Annotated in this window: 14 protein-coding genes and 1 pseudogene; 4 read left to right on the forward strand and 11 right to left on the reverse strand. The window is 35.5% G+C overall.

Annotated elements, in window-relative coordinates; genetic code table 11:
- Positions 1-6 precede the first annotated feature (6 nt).
- Complete coding sequence (locus PGOND44_RS01710; protein ID WP_003435473.1) at positions 7-3,018, forward strand: tetratricopeptide repeat protein; 3,012 nt, start codon at positions 7-9, stop codon at positions 3,016-3,018.
- Positions 3,019-3,093: 75 nt separating this feature from the next.
- Here PGOND44_RS01710 and PGOND44_RS01715 read toward each other — a convergent pair whose 3' ends face one another.
- From PGOND44_RS01715 to tamL, 9 genes are all read right to left on the reverse strand, one after another.
- On the reverse strand, positions 3,094-3,957 hold the full coding sequence (locus PGOND44_RS01715) for a sigma-70 family RNA polymerase sigma factor (RefSeq protein WP_003435475.1): 864 nt from the start codon (positions 3,955-3,957) through the stop codon (positions 3,094-3,096).
- A 166-nt stretch (positions 3,958-4,123) separates the two neighbouring features.
- Positions 4,124-5,323, reverse strand: coding sequence for a glutamate-5-semialdehyde dehydrogenase (locus tag PGOND44_RS01720; RefSeq protein WP_003435480.1), 1,200 nt, complete (start codon positions 5,321-5,323; stop codon positions 4,124-4,126).
- A gap of 16 nt (positions 5,324-5,339) precedes the next feature.
- The gene (gene proB, locus PGOND44_RS01725; RefSeq protein WP_040555680.1) at positions 5,340-6,110 is read right to left on the reverse strand and encodes a glutamate 5-kinase; all 771 of its coding nucleotides are present in this window, start codon (positions 6,108-6,110) and stop codon (positions 5,340-5,342) included.
- 16 nt (positions 6,111-6,126) lie between these two features.
- The gene (gene proC / locus PGOND44_RS01730; RefSeq protein ID WP_003435485.1) at positions 6,127-6,930 is read right to left on the reverse strand and encodes a pyrroline-5-carboxylate reductase; all 804 of its coding nucleotides are present in this window, start codon (positions 6,928-6,930) and stop codon (positions 6,127-6,129) included.
- A gap of 251 nt (positions 6,931-7,181) precedes the next feature.
- Positions 7,182-9,341, reverse strand: coding sequence for a polyribonucleotide nucleotidyltransferase (locus tag PGOND44_RS01735; protein WP_003435487.1), 2,160 nt, complete (start codon positions 9,339-9,341; stop codon positions 7,182-7,184).
- A 138-nt stretch (positions 9,342-9,479) separates the two neighbouring features.
- Positions 9,480-9,749, reverse strand: a complete 270-nt coding sequence (gene rpsO / locus PGOND44_RS01740) for a 30S ribosomal protein S15 (protein ID WP_003435516.1) — start codon at positions 9,747-9,749, stop codon at positions 9,480-9,482.
- A 100-nt stretch (positions 9,750-9,849) separates the two neighbouring features.
- Positions 9,850-10,710: an acetyl-CoA carboxylase, carboxyltransferase subunit beta gene (gene accD, locus PGOND44_RS01745; protein ID WP_003435520.1), complete on the reverse strand. Its 861-nt coding sequence runs from the start codon at positions 10,708-10,710 to the stop codon at positions 9,850-9,852.
- Positions 10,711-10,729: 19 nt separating this feature from the next.
- A complete protein-coding gene (gene fbaA / locus PGOND44_RS01750; RefSeq protein ID WP_003435523.1) occupies positions 10,730-11,797 on the reverse strand; it encodes a class II fructose-bisphosphate aldolase in 1,068 nt (355 codons plus the stop codon).
- A 48-nt stretch (positions 11,798-11,845) separates the two neighbouring features.
- Positions 11,846-14,401, reverse strand: a complete 2,556-nt coding sequence (gene tamL / locus PGOND44_RS01755; protein ID WP_003435526.1) for a translocation and assembly module lipoprotein TamL — start codon at positions 14,399-14,401, stop codon at positions 11,846-11,848.
- A gap of 105 nt (positions 14,402-14,506) precedes the next feature.
- Here tamL and PGOND44_RS01760 point away from each other — a divergent pair, with 105 nt between their 5' ends.
- On the forward strand, positions 14,507-15,160 hold the full coding sequence (locus PGOND44_RS01760) for an RNA methyltransferase (protein WP_003435529.1): 654 nt from the start codon (positions 14,507-14,509) through the stop codon (positions 15,158-15,160).
- A gap of 1 nt (position 15,161) precedes the next feature.
- On the opposite strand, the gene porT is transcribed toward PGOND44_RS01760, so the two are convergent.
- Positions 15,162-15,854, reverse strand: coding sequence for a type IX secretion/gliding motility protein PorT/SprT (porT, locus tag PGOND44_RS01765; protein ID WP_003435531.1), 693 nt, complete (start codon positions 15,852-15,854; stop codon positions 15,162-15,164).
- A 2-nt stretch (positions 15,855-15,856) separates the two neighbouring features.
- Positions 15,857-16,588, reverse strand: a complete 732-nt coding sequence (gene ubiE, locus PGOND44_RS01770) for a bifunctional demethylmenaquinone methyltransferase/2-methoxy-6-polyprenyl-1,4-benzoquinol methylase UbiE (RefSeq protein ID WP_003435533.1) — start codon at positions 16,586-16,588, stop codon at positions 15,857-15,859.
- A gap of 101 nt (positions 16,589-16,689) precedes the next feature.
- Between ubiE and trkA the strand changes: the two are divergent.
- Both trkA and PGOND44_RS01780 read left to right on the forward strand, forming a co-directional pair.
- Positions 16,690-18,057 (forward strand): annotated as a pseudogene (trkA, locus tag PGOND44_RS01775) (Trk system potassium transporter TrkA); the annotation flags it as partial.
- 37 nt (positions 18,058-18,094) lie between these two features.
- Positions 18,095-19,555, forward strand: coding sequence for a TrkH family potassium uptake protein (locus tag PGOND44_RS01780; protein ID WP_003435537.1), 1,461 nt, complete (start codon positions 18,095-18,097; stop codon positions 19,553-19,555).
- Positions 19,556-19,595 lie beyond the last annotated feature (40 nt).

The raw sequence follows: 19,595 nt of genomic DNA on the forward strand, positions 1-19,595 counted from the left end.
CCCCTTATGTCTAAGTTTTTAACCCTTTGTTTTCTTTTCTTGACCTTTTTAATTCAGGCTCAACAATCTCAATATTCTGAGGATGCCCTTGGAAAGTATCAAGACGCCCTTCATTTATATGATCAAAATCAATTTGCTGCTGCGGCAAAGGCCTTCAAGCAAATCGATACGTCCTTGGACAGTGATCAGCTAAAGTCTAATATTGACTTTTATCTAGCGAATTGTGCCATTAAACTAAGCGAACCAAATGCAGATGAGCAGATGGAAGACTTTATAAAGGCAAACCCTACAAGTCTAAAAACCAACAAGGCTTATCTGGAAGTGGGGAATTATTATTTCCAAGAGAGAGATTTTTTAAAAGCCAATAAATGGTTTAGCCAAGTGAATACACGTTCTTTATCGAGAGATGAACTTAAGACTTATGAGTTCAATTATGGGTATACAAGCTTCAAAAGCAAGAACTATGACCAAGCAGAGCAACTCTTTAATAGAGTTAGAAATGATAAAAAATACGGAGCTCAGGCCAAATACTACATTGGTTTTATAGCTTATGAAGAAAACGAATACGAGTCCGCTTCAGAATTATTTGATGAGGCTAGGAGTGAAGGCGTTCAAGGAAATAACATTTCTTATTTCCAAAGTGATATGAATTTTAAACTTGGTAATTTTCAAAAGGCGATTGATTTAGGCATGGAAAAGTTACCAAAATCCAATACTCGCGAACGCTCTCAACTCAATAAAATCATAGGTGAAAGTTATTTCAATTTAAAGGACTATGCTAGTGCTATTCAATACCTAAAAGACTATAAAGGGAATAGAGGTAAGTGGAATAACACAGATTATTATCAACTTGGTTATGCTTACTATCAAACGGGACAGTATGAATTGGCTATCGACGAATTCTCTAAAATCCTAGATGGTCAAGATTTTGTGGCCCAAAATGCATATTACCATCTGGCTAAGGCTTATCTAAAAACCGATAAGAAAATTCAAGCGCTCAATGCTTTCAAAAATGTGACAGAAATGGACTTTGATGAAAAGCTAAAAGAAGATGCTTATTTGAATTACGCAAAGCTTAGCTATGAAATTGGAAATACGTACCAATCTGTTCCTGAAGTTCTGCAGGCTTTTATTGAAAACTATCCAACGTCTCAAGAGTCTGATTTGGTAGGGGACTTGTTGATTGATTCTTATTTAACATCAAAAAATTACGAAAAAGCGATTTCGATGCTAGAGGGAAGTCGGGACTATAAAAATAAATTGGCTTTCCAAAAAGTAACCTATTATTATGGAATTGAATTGTTTAGAGATAACCAACTTAAATCAGCCAAAGACTATTTCAATAGATCTTTATCTGAACGCTTAGACCCAGAGTTTACAGCAAAAGCTACGTATTGGAAGGCCGAAGTGGATTATGCATTGGGAAACTATGATAAGGCTTTGATAGGCTATAAAGAGTTTAAAGGGATGCCAATGGCAAAGCAATTGGCGGAGTTTTACTCTATAGACTACAATATCGCATACGCTTACTTTAAAACAAAAAACTATAGATCGTCTATTTCTTTCTTTGAAAGCTTTATTGCTATTGAAAGGCCGTCACAAAGCCTTCATGATGCCTATGTGAGACTCGGAGACGCTCAATTTGCTCTTGGTCAATATTGGCCTGCAATGGAGGCTTACAATAGTGCTATTGCAGTGGGGAATTACAAAAGTGATTATGCCTTCTTTCAAAAGGCTTATAGCTATGGATTTGTGGATAGAAATGCACAAAAAATTGAAAACCTAAATCTATTTGTCCAAAACTATCCGAAATCTATTTATAAGGATGATGCTCTATTTGAGCTTGGTAATACCTACGTGGCAGAAAATGATGACCAAGCAGCAATTACAACTTATCAAAATATTTTAACCAATTATAAACAAAGTATATATTACCCTAAAGCCTTGTCTAAACTAGCATTGATCTATTTCAACAAAGGAGAAAATCAGGAGGCTTTGGTGAGGTTAAAACAGTTGGTCAAGGAATATCCGAACTCTCAGGAGGCTCTTCAGGCTGTTCAAACGGCTAGGTTAATTTATATAGATCTTGGTCAAACAGACCAGTATGCTACTTGGGTAAGAGGTTTAGATTTTGTTGAAGTTGCCGATTCTGATATTGAAGAAGCTACTTACGAAGCTGCAGAAAATAAATTTTTGGATAATGAAACTGATAAAGCAATAGAAGGATTTAAAAAATACTTAGAAGAATTTCCTAACGGAAAAAACAGTCTGAAGTCCAATTTCTATCTCGCTCAGTTGTTGTTTAATAGTGATCAGCGTCAAGCATCTATTCCTTACTACGAAGCAGTTATCAATAGCCGATCTAGTGAGTTTACAGAAGAATCTTTGAGGCGATTAGCTCAAATCTATTTATCCGAAAAGAGCTATGATAAAGCGATTACCAGTCTGAACAGGTTAGAGACAGAAGCCAATTTTTCTCAAAATGTATTGTTTGCTCAGTCCAATCTAATGAAAGCCTATTATGAAATTGAGAATTTTGATAAAACTGTTATTTATGCTGAATTAATTTTATCTAAAGACAATATAGAAGAAGAAGTCCTTAGTGATGCAAAAATATTTATTGCCAGAGCTTCTTTGGAAGTTGGTGACGAGAAAAGAGCGGAAACTGCTTATAGAGAAGTATCAGAAACGGCCACAGGAAAACTAAAAGCCGAGGCTTTATATTACGATGCTTACTTTAAGACCAAGTCTCAAAATTATGAAGCTTCTACTATCGTTATTCAGGATCTTACGAAAAACTATTCTAGATATAGAGAATTTGGTGTAAAAGGACTTTTATTGATGGCCAAAAATTTCAATGCTTTAGGGGATGATTATCAGGCCACTTATATTCTGGAAAATATCATTAAAAACTTTCAATCATACCCTGAAATTATTTCTGAAGCTGAAGAATTACTAGAACAAATTAAGAGCAGAGCTGCAGAAACCAATTCCTCTATTGAAGTCGATAAAAATTAATTGGTTTTTTCAGATATCAGTATAAAAAAAGGCCCTCAATTAGAGGGCCTTTTTTGTAAGATTCTAAAACTAAACCTATCCTAGGTAAGTTTTGAGTATAGTGCTTCTAGAGGTGTGTTTTAAGCGTCTAACCCCTTTTTCCTTAATCTGTCTTACTCTTTCTCTAGTAAGTCCAAAAGTCTCTCCAATTTCTTCTAAAGTCATAGGTTGTTGATTGCCTAATCCAAAGTAAAGACGGATAACATCAGCCTCACGTGTGGTTAAGGTTTCTAGAGCTCTCTCTATTTCAGTTTGAAGCGATTCGTGTAGTAAATCGTTTTCCGGATTTGGAGATTCTCCAAATTTTAAAACATCATAAAGATTGGAGTCTTCACCTTCAATCAACGGAGCATCCATTGATAAGTGACGCCCAGAATTTTTTAAAGACTCCTTAACGTCATTGATTGTCATTTCTAATTCTTTTGCAATTTCATCTGGACTTGGTGGTCTTTGATGGCGTTGTTCTAGAATAGCAAAGGTTTTATTGATTTTATTAATAGAACCAATTTTATTCAAAGGCAGTCTCACTACACGGGATTGTTCAGCTAAAGCTGAAAGGATGGATTGTCTAATCCACCACACCGCATAGGAAATGAATTTGAAACCCCTTGTTTCATCAAAACGCTTTGCAGCTTTAATCAGCCCTAAATTTCCTTCATTAATAAGATCGGGTAGGGTAAGACCTTGATTTTGGTACTGCTTTGATACAGATACTACAAATCTTAAATTGGCCTTGGTCAATTTCTCTAAAGCTAAATCATCTCCAGCTTTAATTCTTTGTGCAAGTTCAACTTCTTCCTCTGCAGTAATCAAGTCTACTTTTCCAATTTCTTGGAGATACTTGTCTAGGGATGCAGTTTCTCTGTTGGTAACCTGTTTGGTAATTTTAAGTTGTCTCATTTAGATATGTCCTCGATTATCGTTAATCTACATATTATTTTACGAGCTAAAACGAAAAAATGTTACACCAAGACATGAAATTATTTTTAAAACTGACGTCATCTTTCACAAAAAAGCCTGCTTTAGATTGAAAAGCAGGCTGTTAAGGCATCTTGAATTTTAATATTTATTCTCGGATTTGTCCGTTACCCCAAATATAATATTTGTTGGTCACCAGTTGTTTTAGTCCTAATGGACCTCTGTGATGGAGTTTATCAGTCGAAATAGCAAGTTCTGCTCCTACACCCATTTGTCCTCCATCTGTAAAACGAGAAGACGCATTTTGGTACACTGCGGCACTATCAATTTGTTGCATGAAGTCGAGAGCTTTATCACCATCTTTAGTCATAATGATGGAAGAATGTCCACCTGAGTATGCATTTATTTTCTCAACAGCTTCATCAAAAGATTCTACGGAAGATAAAACTATTTTTAGAGCTAAAAATTCCTCTGTCCAGGTATCTTTTGTTGGTAGTGTAGGTTTATCTAAAACATCTTCTACTTTACCATCAACAAGGATATCTACGTTGTAATCATTTTCTAGAGTCTCTGCTAAGTCTTTAACTTTAGCATCGAAATCTGGAAGATGAGAGTCAATTAATACCTTGTCAAGAGCATTACATCCTGAGATTTTATCTGTTTTTGCATTGATGATAACTTTCTTAGTCATTTCCCAATCTGCATCTGGAGATACGTATAAGAAATTATTCCCTCTACCACTAACGAGGACAGCTCCTTTAGCTGTTCTCTTCACAAAATCTATCAACTTATCTCCACCTCTAGGAACTACTAAATCCATTTTTTCTGGTGGGTTGCTTAAGAATTCTCTTGTTTCTTCACGGTTGAGGTGAAGTAGAGAAATCCAATCTTTAGACAGTCCATTTTCTTCTAAAGCTTCATGCCAGCATTTTTCTAAAATGATATTACTATGATTTGCTTCTTTTCCACCTTTCAAGAATATTTTATTATTCGCTTTAAAGGCTAAAACTGCTGCTTCAATAGTTACATCTGGCCTAGATTCATAAATGATCATAATAGTCCCAAAGGGGTCGGTTTTGTTGACGATTTTTAAACCATTATCTAAAGTTCTTTCAGAAATAGTTTTTCCAACAGGATCATCTTGTTCCTTAACTTCCCTAATAGCTTGAATCATACCGTCAACTTTACTTTGATTCACAATCAATCTATCGTAAAGGGCTTGGTCATCTCTATTGAAAGATTCTAAGTCTTTTTGATTTTCTTCAATAATCTCGTTTCTTCTTTTATCGATAATAGTCATCATCGATTGAAGAACGTCGTTTTTAACTTTTGTATCTAATAACTTCATAAATTAGTTTTTAAGATTAAACAGTGAATTTCGTACCAACTTCTTTACCTTCTAAAATGTCTATGATGATATTTTCCTCCTTCCCGTTGGCTATGAAAGTAGGAATATTCTTACTAGCGGTCATCTTAGCTATATTTAGCTTGGATTCCATTCCGCCTCGGCCTTCGCCTTCGCCTTTTTCATTTTCTTGAACATACTTTTCAACATTATCGTGGACTCTCACATGTCTTAATAATTTAGAATCCTCATGATCTGGATGCCCTGTATAAAGGCCCTCGATATCTGTAAGCATAATTAACATGTCTGCCTTAACCAATTCTGAAACCAAACTGGCCAACTCATCATTGTCTGAAAACATCGACATAGAAAGGGATGTCGCATCATCTTCATTGGCAATTGGAATGATACCTTCTTTTAAAAGGCCTTCGTAACAATTGATCATATTTTCTCGATATTTCCCGGGGGCGAAATCTCTTTTAGTGGCTAATACTTGCCCACAACGCATCCCGAAATCATGGAACATCGTGTAATAATGTCTCATCATTCTAGGTTGCCCTACAGAAGAATACACTTGACGCCTAATAGACTTATCGGTTGAAGAACATGAGCCTAAGACTTCTTTTCCTGCTATGGCAGATCCAGAAGATACAAGAATTGTAATGATATCGCGCTCATATAAATAAGCAATTTGTCTCACCAAGTTTTTTAGAATTGGACCTACAATTCTATTACTTCTGTTGGTCATGACATTGGTCCCAACTTTTACAACTATACGTTTTGAATGCATATTTTTAAGGTTTAAATTACTCATCCCCAAGTTCTACTGCTCTGTTAAAGGCTGCATAGGCTGCATCCTGAATAAGCTGTTTTACATTATTATCGTCCATAGAGTCTAGTGCTGCTCTGGTTGTACCCCCTTTAGAAGCAACGCGATCCATCCACTTTTCTGGAGATAAATCAGATTCATTAAATAAATGAACTGCACCTTCAAAGGTATTGCTCACCAAGATTTTAGAATCGTGATCTGAAAATCCCATTTTCTTAGCGGCATCCAACATTGAGGCCATAAAGTAAAATATATAGGCCGGTCCACTACCAGAAATACCAGTGGATTTATTGATGAAATCTTCATCTTTTACACGAATTGATTGACCCGTGGTATCCAGTAGGTTTCTAATCATAAGTAGCTCTACTCTAGAGACTTCCTTAGATTCAGTATAAGAAGTCACCCCTTTACCAACCTTTGCAGGTAAGTTGGGCATAGTCCTTACTACTTTTTTAACATTGAGTCCATTTTGAATGTTTTCAATGGTAACGCCAGCCATTAAGGATACAATGATTTGTTGATCATTGAGCATTGTTCTCATTCTTTCAAACAATTCCTCACTGTGGTAGGGCTTAACTGCTAGAAAGACGACGTCTGCGTCGGGTAAACAATCTTCTAGATTATCGAAAGTGTCATAGTAAGACACCTCGCTAAGTTTGTTCAATAAGTCCCTTGAGACGTCATGAATCATCAGATTTTTTCTATTTAATAAAGGGGATTTTGCCATTCCTTCAGAGTAAGTTAATCCCATGTTACCCGCTCCAATTACTAATACTTTCATTTTATTTTTTTAATGATTAATAAAAATGATTTACTCGTAAAGTGCAATGATCATGCACATTTACTAAAATACCTATTTTATTATTTTATTTTGAATTATTAAACATGTTTTATGAAAAAAAGCTATTTTTCATCAATATACTGAACAAAACAACTTAATAAGTTCTGAAAATATGTCAGTGATGCTATGTTGTCAGTAAACAAAAAAAACGGTTTAGAGTAATCTAAACCGTTTTTTGAAATTTATTTTAATTATTCAGATTTATTTGAGTCTTCCTCATTTTTCTGAGGTCTTTCAGGCTTTTCTAAAAGTGCCTTTCTAGAAACCTTAGGTTTCTTAGTTCTAGGATCTACACCAAAGTATTTCACATCTAAAACGTCACCTAGTTTCATAATATCTGCAACATTTTCTGTGCGCTCCCAAGCTAATTCTGAAATGTGTAACAAAACTTCATTTCCAGGGGCATCATTATACTCTACAACTGCCCCAAAGTCTAAAACTTTAACAACAGTGACTTCATAAACACTCCCTTTCTCTGGTTTGAAAGTTACAGAATCGATTTTAGCTAAGACTTTGTCTATACCTTCTTGTTTTGTACCAAGAATTTCAACAATTCCCTCTTCAGTAATAGGATCTTCATTTATAACTATTTCTGTTCCTGTTGATTTTTGTAATTCTTGAATAACTTTACCTCCAGGTCCAATTAATGCACCAATAAATTCATTTGGAATTCGTCTAGTAATAATTTTTGGAGCATGAGCTTTTACATTCTCATTTGGTTCTGAAATAGTATCAGTTAATTTCTCAAGAATATGTAATCTACCTGCTCTTGCTTGTTGTAACGCTTTTACCAAAATTTCGTAAGGCAATCCTTTTACTTTAATATCCATCTGGCAAGCAGTGATGCCGTCTGCAGTCCCTGTCACTTTAAAATCCATATCACCCAAGTGATCTTCGTCTCCTAAAATGTCAGAAAGAACAGCATGGCGATCTCCATCAGAAATTAATCCCATGGCTATTCCAGAAACTGGTTTTTTCATTTTTATTCCTGCATCCATCATGGCCATAGTTCCCGCACAAACGGTTGCCATAGAAGAGGATCCATTAGATTCTAAAACTTCAGATACAATTCTTACTGTGTAAGGATTATTTTCAGGAATCATTCCTTTTAGGGCTCTTTGAGCAAGATTTCCATGACCTATTTCTCGTCTAGAAGTCCCACGTATTGGGTAAGCTTCACCGGTACAAAAAGGAGGGAAGTTATAATGTAAATAGAACGCCTCTTCACCTTGGTGAGTTGGCATATCTATTGTGCTGGCTTCTCTAGAAGTCCCAAGAGTTACTGTAGCTAAAGCTTGAGTTTCTCCACGAGTAAATATAGCAGAACCATGAACGGAAGGTAAATAGTCAACTTCACACCAGATAGGTCTAATTTCGTCTGTTTTTCTTCCATCTAGACGTAAGCCCTCAGCTAGAGTAAGTTCTCTTACTGCTGCTTTTTCAGTTTTACTATAGTATTTCTTAATCAGCTTTTCGTTTTCTTCTAATTCCTGTTCAGAAAACAAAGCCATAGCTTCATCTTTTACCGCAGAAAAAGCTTCTCCACGATCTTTTTTGCTGTGACCACCTTTAGCAATTTCATATATTTTATTGTAGGCTAAATCATGAATTTTCTTTTCAAAATCTTCATTATCTTCAGTTACAGCATATTCTCTAACGGGTTTTTTACCAAAAGCTTCTGCTAGGCGCAATTGCGCTTCCACTTGTTTTTTGATATGCTCGTGAGCGAACTGAATGGCTTCTGCCATTTCTTCTTCAGAAATCTCTTTCATTTCGCCTTCTACCATCATCACAGAATCCATAGAGGCACCAATAATCATATCGATATCCGATTCTTTTAGCTGGCTTCGGCTTGGATTAATAACGAATTCTCCATTTATTCTTGCAACTCTAGCTTCAGAAATAGCTGTTTCAAAAGGAATATCTGAAAGTTGTATGGCTGCAGAAGCTGCAAGGCCTGCTAAAGCGTCTGGCATTACATCTTCATCATGAGACATAAGCTGAATCATAACTTGTGTTTCAGTTCTGTAATCTGAAGGGAAAAGTGGACGTAAAACTCTATCTACAATTCTCATTGTTAATACTTCACCATCACTTGGTCTTGCTTCTCTTTTGAAGAAACCTCCAGGATAACGACCTGCTGCTGCAAATTTTTCTCTGTAGTCTACAGTTAATGGAAAGAAATCCATTTTACTTTCTTTGTAAGACGACACTACTGTACAAAGTAACATAGTGTCACCCATTTGTACGACTACAGAACCGTGTGCTTGTTTTGCTAATTTACCAGTCTCAAGTTTGATTTCTCTACCATCGCCGAGATCGATAATTTCACTAAATGTTTTTGGAATCATAAACTAATGATTTTAAAGGTTATACATTTTCTTAAAAATAGTTGTTGTGTTGTTGTTTAGAAGAATCGTATAAACCAATGGAAGTCGTTCTAAAGAACGCTTTTAAACTAAAAAAGGGGCAATGTTGCCCCTTTAAATTTATTTTCTTAATCCTAAATCTTTTACAATAGCTCTATATCTCAGGATATCTTTCTTCATCAGATAATCCAATAGGTTTCTTCTTTTACCTACAAGCTTTACTAGAGAACGTTCAGAATTATAGTCTTTTCTGTTTGTTTTGAGGTGTTGAGAGATGTATTCAATTCTCCTGGTCATCAATGCGATTTGACCTTCGGCAGAACCAGAATCTTTCTCGTCTTTACCGTGTTTAGCAAATAATTTGCCTTTTTCTTCTAATGTTAAGTACATGCCAATATTGTTTCAATAATTTTTATGCTAGAATAGGTTTTCTATTCAATTGTGCAAAAGTATGCTTTTAAATTGAAATTGAATATTAAATTTATAAAAATTAAGCTCTTACGGGTTGATTCAAGATCAGATCCAAGTATAAGTTAATTTTATTTTTCAATTCTTTTCTGTGTGAAATGAAATCTAAAAACCCATGTTCTTTTAAAAATTCTGAAGATTGAAAACCTTTTGGCAGGTCTTTACCCGTAGTATCTTTTACAACTCTAGGTCCTGCAAAACCTATTAAGGCCCCCGGTTCTGATATATTAATGTCTCCTAGCATAGCAAAAGAAGCTGTGGTTCCGCCTGTAGTAGGATCTGTGCAAAGAGATATATACGGTAATTTTGCGTTAGCAAGTTGTGTCAGCTTTATAGATGTTTTGGCCAACTGCATTAAGGATAAGGCCGCTTCCATCATTCTTGCTCCTCCAGATTTTGAGATGATAATCAAGGGACACTTATGAGCAATAGCATGATCTACAGCTCTAGCGATTTTCTCACCAACTACGGAACCCATAGAGCCACCGATAAACTTAAAATCCATTGCTGCAATGACGACCTCTTTCCCTTTAGATTTCCCAATACCTGTTCTAATGGCATCATTCAATTGGGTTTTATCTTGAACTTCTTTGAGTCTGTCTTTATATTTTTTGGTATCCTCAAACTTTAAGGGATCTTTCGACTTGAGTTTTTCATCTAGTTCTTCAAATTTTCCATTATCGAACAAAATGTCAAAATATTCAGCAGAACCAATTCTAACGTGATAACCATCTTCTGGACTCACATAAAAGTTTTTTGCTAGTTGTTCTGCATCGATAATTTTACCTGTAGGAGATTTATACCAAAGACCTTTGGGAACATCTTTCTTGTCTTCGGTAGCGGTTTGTATTCCTTTTTTCTTTCTTTTAAACCAAGCTGCCATATCTTTTTTTATATAACTGTTATAACGTGTTGACGTTGTTTAAATCCTCGAAAGCTTTCTTTAATCTGGCTATAAATGTGTTCTCACCTTCTCTAAGCCACTTTCTTGGATCGTAATATTTTTTGTTTGGAACATCGCCTCCTTCAGGATTTCCGATTTGAGTAGAAACATAGTCAGCATTATCTCTCATGTAATCTCTTATGCCTTCTGCAAACGCGTATTGAAGATCTGTATCTATGTTCATTTTGATGACCCCGTATCCAATGGCCTCCTTTATCTCTTCTACTGTAGAACCGCTTCCTCCATGGAAGACGAAATCGATATGATTTTCTTCGACATTGTATTTTTTAGAAACGTATTCTTGAGAATTTTTAAGAATCTTTGGGGTTAATTTGACATTACCTGGCTTATAGACACCATGTACATTTCCGAAAGCTGCAGCGATTGTAAATTGATCGGATACTTTACTTAACTCTTCGTAAGCATACGCCACTTCTTCAGGCTGGGTGTAAAGCTTAGAAGAATCTATATCTGTATTGTCTACGCCATCTTCTTCACCACCTGTTACTCCAAGTTCGATCTCTAAAGTCATTCCCATTTTTTTCATTCTCTCTAAGTATGTCTTACAGATCTCTATGTTCTCTTCTAGAGGCTCTTCGGACAGGTCAATCATATGAGAACTATAAAGTGGTTTACCGTGAACTTTAAAAAACTTTTCACCTTCATCCAACAAACCGTCGATCCATGGCAACAATTTTTTAGCACAGTGGTCTGTATGTAAGATGACGGTTGCGCCATAAGCTTCTGCTAAGTCATGCACATGTTTTGCGCCAGTAGCAGCTCCTTTGATGGCTGCAAGTTCGTTGTCATTGCTCAAACCTTTGCCAGCGTTAAACTGTGCCCCTCCATTTGAAAATTGAAGAATAACTGGCGAGTTTAGTTTTGCAGCAGTTTCCAAAACTGCATTAATTGTATTGGATCCTACAACATTTACTGCGGGTAAGGCATAGTTGTTTTCTTTTGCGTGTTGGAAAATCTCTTGAACTTCTTTTCCAGTGGCAACGCCTGGTTTTATGTTTTGACTCATAGTCTATGTTTTAAAAGTTAAAGCGTAAAATTAAGAAATAATAATCTTCTAGAATGGATAATTGATCCCAAAGTTAAAAATCACGTTGCTAAAATTATAATCTTTAAACCATTTAGACCCTTCACTACCAGGATTATAGGTTTTAAAACCAAGATCCATCCGGATCACGAAAAAATCAATATCATATCTTAATCCAAAACCAGAAGCGATGGACAACTCACTAAGATCTTTCAACCCATCAAACCTTGCTGCTGGATCTTCTACATTATCTAATACATTCCAAATATTACCTGCATCTATAAACAAAGCACTGTTTAGTGAGCCAAAAAGATTAAACCTATATTCTGCATTAAAGGATAATTTAAAATTAGCCTCATTAAAATCATTCACAGCATTGGTGCTTCCTGGTCCAAGATCGTAAGGTCTCCATCCTCTGTTGTCATTGGGGCCACCTCCAAAAAAACTTCTAGGAAAAGGAATAGAGTTTGCGTTTCCAAAAGGAATGGCAATACCTCCATAAGCTCTTGTTGCAATAACGCGTTGGTTGCCCAAATCCCAATGCTTTATGTAGTTAAGCTCAGTTTTGACATACTGAGAAAATTGAACGCCAAATAATCGGTAATTTCCAGCCTCAGTTTGTTCTAAACCTAAGGGATTGGCTAAAGCAGACAAGAGGCTCCCAGCCCATTCTACCTTACCTCTAAATTGTGAAAAGTTTTCATCATAAATGTTCTGTCTTGAACTGTAGTCGTACACAAAATTGGAAGCGATAATAAGGTTATTTTCTGTAAGTCGTTCTTTTCTCTCTATCAATGAATTCGCTATTTGTTGCTCTTCTGCATTTAGGCTGGTTGTTCCGTTATTAATAGAATTGATAAAGCCTTCAGCACCCTGAGGAATAATCAGGTTAAAATCGCCCTCATTATTTCCAACAAGAAATTCTGGATTCACCTGCTCAATATTGTTTATTGCTATTTCATTTAACTCTGTATAGGAATTTCTGAAGACGTTGAAAAAGTTATCAACATTTAAATTATTAACAAATTGAATATTCATTAAATCGAATTGATAAGACCTTCTGTCTTTAGGTTTCCAGCGATAGCCAAAAGTGGCATTCAGATTTCTTCGATCTAAACCGATGTTTTCTTGCGTGCTAAACCCAACACTTGCCGACGTAAATGGAGACATCCTGTTGTTGATGATGCTTTGAGTCGAGAAAGGGAAGATAATTCTAGGAAAATTCAGCCTTAAATCTGCTCCATACTCTAGAATGTCCAGAAATTGATCCTCAGAATTTGCTAAGTCTCGGGACGCCCCAAAATTTCCTCTTCCCGAAAGCTCTAAAGTTTCTGCGCCCCTAAAAATATTTCTTGATAAAATGGAGGTGTTAAAACCAACACCAAATTCTTGAATATTACTTTGGCTTACGTCCACACTAAAATTGGTTGAAAACCTATCCTTTGGAGTTAAAAGAATATTGGCTATTAGATCTGTGCCGGTAGAATCTCTTGGGTCCTCTTGGTAAAGTATGTTTGGGTATTTGAAAATTCGAGTTTCAGAAATTCTATTGTTTGTTCTTGTTCTGTCAACATCTCTATAAACACTATCTTTTTTTATAAAAATGAAGTCAGACAAGACTAGAGGCTTGAGCTTTAGGTTCCCGAAACTGAAAATATTTAAACCTTTTAATTGCAATGAATCTTCTATCTTTTTGGATGTTCCGTCATAATCTGAAAAGACGTTGACTTCACTAATCTTATGTACCTTAAAAGGAATGGATGCAACGGTATCTCTCACGTCAATACTGCGATTGGATATGTTTAATTCGAGATTTATCTTTTTGTTATTATTAATAGTATCGGCATAGTAGCTAATAAACTCCTTCTCAAAATGATATAGTCCATGATTTCTGAAATAGGTATTGATTCGATCTCTGTCGATATTAAACTGATTGGTGTTATAAGGTTGTCCTACTTTAACTTTCGAGTTTTTTTTGATAATTTGATATAAAGAGTCTGCTGCAGGAGATGCAATGTTTTCCGAAATCGAGTCGATAAGGTATAAGTTGCCAGGATCCACGGTGTAATCGATTTCAACGGTTTGTTGAATAGAGTCTGTCTTAATCGAATATTCTGCCTTTGCATTAAACCAACCGTTGTTCCAATACCAAGATTGTAATTTTTTAAGTGAGTTTTCAGTTTTAGTCTTATCGAAAAGAGTAGGGGCTTCTCCTGTTTTTTTAATAGAATTATTGATATTGATCCAATATTTTTTCAATTGAATTACTTGGCGTTTTGATAAAAATGAAACTAACCTATCCGATCTTTTGTCTTTCTTATTTACCCAATTTATAAATCGCTTCTCTGGATTGCGTTGACCTAAATTATAAATATGAAGTTTAAGAGGAAAGCCTAGAAGTTTGGTATTGACTTGTTGAGATAATTGATTGTAAAGCTCTCTTTTTATGACTGTGGAATCTTTGCTGTAGATAGATTGCTGTGTGATTAAAAACTCATCACTCTTAAGCTTTCTAGTTACATCACAAGAAAAAAATAGGACCACTATTAAAAGAATTAATGGTAGTTTTGCGAGTCTGTAGTTCAAGTGTTTCTTGTTTTCAAAAATGTAATTCTAAATGCTTAGTAAAAATCAAATTAAACTCATAAAAAGTTTAAATAAAAAAAACACCGAGTAGAAAACGGTCTTTTTGTGGCTGAAGGTGTAAAAGTAATCAAAGAATTTCTAAAAAGTCCCTTCAGACTTAATGCATTATATTCAATAGCCGATATTTTTCATATTGAAGAAGGTGAAAGTCATATCATTTCAGAAAAAGACCTACAGCGAATTTCAAATCTTAAAACAGCTCAAACTGCATTGGCTGTTTTTGAGATGCCTAAATCCTCTGTTCCCGATGAAAAAGTAGAGCTGAGTCTTGCCTTAGATAGCATTAGGGATCCTGGAAATTTGGGAACTATAATTAGAATGTGCGATTGGTTTGGAGTAGAGCAGTTGCTTTGCTCTTTGGATACCGTAGATTGCTTTAACCCTAAAGTAGTTCAAGCCACTATGGGGTCTTTAACAAGGGTTAATGTGGTTTATACAGACTTAAAGTCTTATTTATCCAGCACTTCAAGTTTTAAATACGGAGCCTTTATGGATGGTGAAAATATTCACGAAGCTTCATTAAAAACTAAAAACGCGATTATAGTTTTAGGAAATGAAGCTAACGGGATTAGTTCAGAAATTAAGTCAGAACTGGATGCTAAGATCTCCATTCCTAGTTATGGTGTCGTAAAAGGTGCAGAAAGTCTTAATGTAGCTATGGCGGGAGCCATTTTGCTTAGTGAATTCAAACGTCGATAAGTTATTGAAACGTAAAGTTGATAAAAATCCCTCTGGTTTTTAAAGATTCAATATTAGCTGTCCAAGGACTATTTATATCTTCGTCTCTAACTAGCTCATCGCCCATTCCGAAAACACCTCTAATGGAGGGGGTGAATTTGAAATAGTCAAAATAAAAATCTATTCCAAAACCTACTTCATAATAATAATTTTGAGTTTTTAGACGAAATTGACCAGCAGAATTATCCTGTGGATTGTCTTCATTACTGGATAAATTATGAGATATCGAAGCCCCTCCAATAACAAAAGGTTTAAAGTTATTGATACGCTTTGCCGAAAATTTCAAAAGTAAAGGGATGTGAATGTAAGAAGATTGTACCTCCCTAAAGCTATCACCTTGGTTTACGAAATCGGGAAAATTCAAATTTCTATTGGCAAATACAACACCTGGTTCTAGTCTTAAATCTAGGTAGTCATTAATCCTTAAGTTTCCAATTAACCCCACACTAAAACTAGGACTTTTTTCAACTGCGATATCTTCTCCTTGATCTTTATATTTAATTTGGAAATCGTACATATTAAATCCAAGGAAATAGCCCCAAGACCATCTTTCTTTATCAATATTCTCCTTATTAAGAATTTTTTCTTCACCGAAAAGTTGAGCATTTGCAAAGTTAAATCCCAATAAAAATACCAGTAGAAAAATAAGCCTCATAATCACTTTTTTGTTGCAGAATAAATCGTAGAAACACCAAATGTTTGTGGAAGGTTTTCTACCTCTGTAAACCCAGTTTTCCTTAAAATATTGTTGAACTTTTCTCCATAAGGAAAAACAGAGGCGCTTTCACTTAAATATTGATAAGCACTTTTGTCTTTAGAAAAAAGTTTTCCAATGATAGGCAGTATGTAATTAGAGTAGACTCGATATCCTTGTTTAAAAGGAAATTTGGTGGGAATTGAGGTTTCTAGGACGACAAAGATGCCTCCAGGCGAAAGTACCCGATAAATTTCTGATAAGCCTTTTTCTAAATTTTCAAAATTACGAACACCAAATGCAACTGTAATAGCGTCGAAAGTGTGATCTGGATAGGGTAAATTTTCCGAATCTGCTTGAACCATTTCAATGCGTTTGTTCAACTCTTTTTTCTGAATTTTATCTTTCCCAACTTGAAGCATACCAGCAGAAATATCCAATCCAATAATTTTTTCAGCATCAGAATCTGCCATGGCAATAGCTAAATCTCCAGTACCAGTGGCGACATCCAAGATGTATTTAGGATTGGTTTTTTTTACCATCTCTATGACCTTTCTTCTCCACTTGAGGTCTATACCGAAAGAGATGACACGGTTTAAACTGTCGTAATTTCCTGAAATATTATCAAACATCTGTTCGACTTGTTTTTTCTTTTCTACCTCAGAATCTTTGTAGGGCTTTACGTCCTTACTCATGGCTTATAATTTTTGGCGAAGATACAATCTTCTAAAGAATACCTTTGTCCAATATATAAGCTGTTAATAGTACTTTTTTAAAATTTTACCTTAATTTTGTACTTATGAAAATAATTATTGCTGGTGCTGGAGAAGTTGGTTTTCATCTTGCCAAACTTTTCTCGTACGAATCCCACGCTATTACTCTTTTAGATATTGATGAAGATAGATTAGAGTATGCCAATAAACATTTAGATATTAAAACCCTTATTGGTGATGCGACTCTTCCAAGTTCATTAAAAGAAGCAGATGTTGTTCATTCAGATATGGTCATTGCTGTCACCTCCAACCAGTCTATAAATATTTCGGTTTGTGTTTTTGCTAAACAGATGGGAGCTGGAAGAACTGTCGCTAGAGTTTCTAACCAAGAACTATTGGACTTTCATCAATTGGAAAGTGATAAAGTTATAGACATGAAGGCTTTAGGGATTGATGAAATGATTTCCCCTGAAGCCCTTGCAGCAAAAGAAGTGGAAATGCTCCTAAATCAATCTGCTTTTACAGATACTTTCAAATTTGATGATGGTGCCCTTACTATGATGGGGCTTACTTTGAGGTCTAAGGCACCATTTATAGGGAATACGGTAGAAGAGGCAGCTGATATTTTCCCAGGTTTACACTTTGTGCCCATAGCCCTACAACGTTATGGGACTCAGCTCACCATTATACCTCGGGGAGATACTATTTTTAAAAGAGGGGATAGGGTTTATTTTATTACAGATTCTGAAGGAGTTGAAGAATTATACAAACTTACTGGAGCAGAAAAGCGATCTATAAAAAAAGTGATGATTTTGGGCGGTAGTAATATCGGTAGAACACTCGCCAAAAAACTTTGCAAAAAGAACTTTTCAGTTAAAATGATTGAGAAAGATCATAAGAAAGCGACTCACCTTGCTAATATTTTACCAGATGCATTGGTAATTAATGCCGATGGTAGAAATGTTGAAATCTTAAAAGAGGAAAACATCAGTAAAATGGATGCTTTCATTGCTGTGACTGAGGATTCCGAAACAAACATTATCACTTGCTTGGTAGCCAACTCTAAAGGCGTAAGAAAAACCATAGCGCTTGTTGAAAATATGGATTATTTCCAATTGAGCCATTCAATAGGGATTCACTCCTTAGTTAACAAAAAACTATTGGCCGCCAATAGTATATTTAGATATTTGCGAAAAGGAGATGTTATTGCTATGACAAAACTCAACAATATGAATGCTGAATTACTTGAGTTTGTTGTAAAAGCAAATTCAAAAGTGACTAACAGTAAAATCGTTGATATCGACTTCCCTCGAACAGCTGTCGTTGGTGGAGTGATAAGAGACGGCAAAGGAATAATTGCTCTTGGAGATTTTAAAATTAGAGAAGGAGATAGGATCGTTGTGTGTACACTTCCTAAGTCCATAAAAAGTGTAGAGAATTTATTTTGTTAATGTGTCGAATTTGAATCTTAAAATAGTTGCTCACATCATGGGCGTGCTCCTTGTTTTCAACGGGGGCTTTATGCTTATACCTGCTATTTATAGCTGGTTTTCTCAGGAGTCTGCAGCCTTTTCTATAGCGGTCTCAGCTATTATTTCAATATTTATTGGCCTATTGGCGATGTTTTTTACTAAAAATCACGAGAAAGATATCTCCCAAAGAGAGGGGTATTTAATTGTGAGTTTGGGTTGGCTTTTTATGGTGTTAAGTGGAATGCTGCCTTATGCTTTGTCTGGAGAAATACAAGGGATTGAAAATATCTTTTTTGAAACGATGTCGGGGTATACGACTACAGGAGCTTCGATTGTAAACGATATTGAGGCATTGCCAGAAGGTATTTTACTTTGGAGAAGCCTTACGCATTGGATTGGGGGTATGGGTATTATCGTTCTTGCTGTAGCCATATTACCTTTGTTTGGAATAGGAGGGATGCAATTGTTTTCTGCAGAATCTCCAGGCCCTAGTGCTGACAAAGTCAAACCTAAAATAGCAGATACAGCTAAACGTTTATGGCTTATTTATTTTGGATATACCCTCTCAGAAACAATTCTGCTAAAAGTTGCCGGTATGACATGGTTCGATGCTTCCAATCATGCCCTAAGTACTCTTTCTACAGGAGGATTTTCAACAAAAAACGCTAGTCTAGCCTATTGGAACGATAATCCATCTATACAATACATTGTTATATTTTTTATGTTTTTGGCAGGGACCAATTTTGTGGTAAGCTATTATGCGTTTAAAGGCAAAATATCTAATGTTCTTCATAATGAAGAGTTCAAATGGTATTTGTTATTTATTATAGGGGCTACTGCAATTACTTCACTATCGATCTATTATTTCTCAGATCCAAGTATTGCGAGTATAGAATACCCGATGGTATTTGGAGAAATTGAAAGTGCTCTACGTCATGGCCTATTTCAGGTACTCGCTATAATAACAACAACAGGATTTGTCTCGGCAGATTACACCTTATGGACACCTTTACTCACGGTTTTATTCTTTGGTTTGTTTTTTCTCGGAGGGTCTGCAGGGTCAACTTCAGGTGGTATAAAGGTGATAAGACACCTCATTATGATCAAAAATGGATTTCAAGAATTTAGAAGGATGCTTCACCCTAACGCTATTCTTCCTGTAAGGTATAAAGGTTCCTCTGTAGATCAAAAAATCGTTTATAATATTTTGGGATTCTTTATTTTATATTCTCTTTCTTTCATCATAGGTGCTGCAGTTTTTGCAGGAACTGGACTAGATTTTGAAACTGCTTTAGGAGCTTCTGCATCCTCTTTAGGAAACGTTGGGCCAGCCTTTGGAGAACTTAGTCCAGTAGATAATTACGCTTCCCTTTCTGTATTTGGTAAATATTGGAGCTCCTTTTTGATGTTAATTGGAAGATTAGAATTATTTACAGTTTTGATATTGTTCACCCCATACTTTTGGAAAAACACTTAAGAAAAAAGCTGCTTAGGTTTCCCTAAGCAGCTTGTAATAT

This window comes from Psychroflexus gondwanensis ACAM 44, from assembly GCF_000355905.1.
Lineage (GTDB): Bacteria > Bacteroidota > Bacteroidia > Flavobacteriales > Flavobacteriaceae > Psychroflexus > Psychroflexus gondwanensis.

Excerpts from the sequence above, each read along its gene's own strand:
- PGOND44_RS01710 (WP_003435473.1), top strand. The coding sequence starts at position 7 with ATGTCTAAGTTTTTAACCCTTTGTTTTCTTTTCTTGACCTTTTTAATT.
- PGOND44_RS01715 (WP_003435475.1), bottom strand. The coding sequence starts at position 3,957 with ATGAGACAACTTAAAATTACCAAACAGGTTACCAACAGAGAAACTGCA.
- PGOND44_RS01720 (WP_003435480.1), bottom strand. The coding sequence starts at position 5,323 with ATGAAGTTATTAGATACAAAAGTTAAAAACGACGTTCTTCAATCGATG.
- proB (WP_040555680.1), bottom strand. The coding sequence starts at position 6,110 with ATGCATTCAAAACGTATAGTTGTAAAAGTTGGGACCAATGTCATGACC.
- proC (WP_003435485.1), bottom strand. The coding sequence starts at position 6,930 with ATGAAAGTATTAGTAATTGGAGCGGGTAACATGGGATTAACTTACTCT.
- PGOND44_RS01735 (WP_003435487.1), bottom strand. The coding sequence starts at position 9,341 with ATGATTCCAAAAACATTTAGTGAAATTATCGATCTCGGCGATGGTAGA.
- rpsO (WP_003435516.1), bottom strand. The coding sequence starts at position 9,749 with ATGTACTTAACATTAGAAGAAAAAGGCAAATTATTTGCTAAACACGGT.
- accD (WP_003435520.1), bottom strand. The coding sequence starts at position 10,710 with ATGGCAGCTTGGTTTAAAAGAAAGAAAAAAGGAATACAAACCGCTACC.
- fbaA (WP_003435523.1), bottom strand. The coding sequence starts at position 11,797 with ATGAGTCAAAACATAAAACCAGGCGTTGCCACTGGAAAAGAAGTTCAA.
- porT (WP_003435531.1), bottom strand. The coding sequence starts at position 15,854 with ATGAGGCTTATTTTTCTACTGGTATTTTTATTGGGATTTAACTTTGCA.
- ubiE (WP_003435533.1), bottom strand. The coding sequence starts at position 16,588 with ATGAGTAAGGACGTAAAGCCCTACAAAGATTCTGAGGTAGAAAAGAAA.
- PGOND44_RS01780 (WP_003435537.1), top strand. The coding sequence starts at position 18,095 with ATGGGCGTGCTCCTTGTTTTCAACGGGGGCTTTATGCTTATACCTGCT.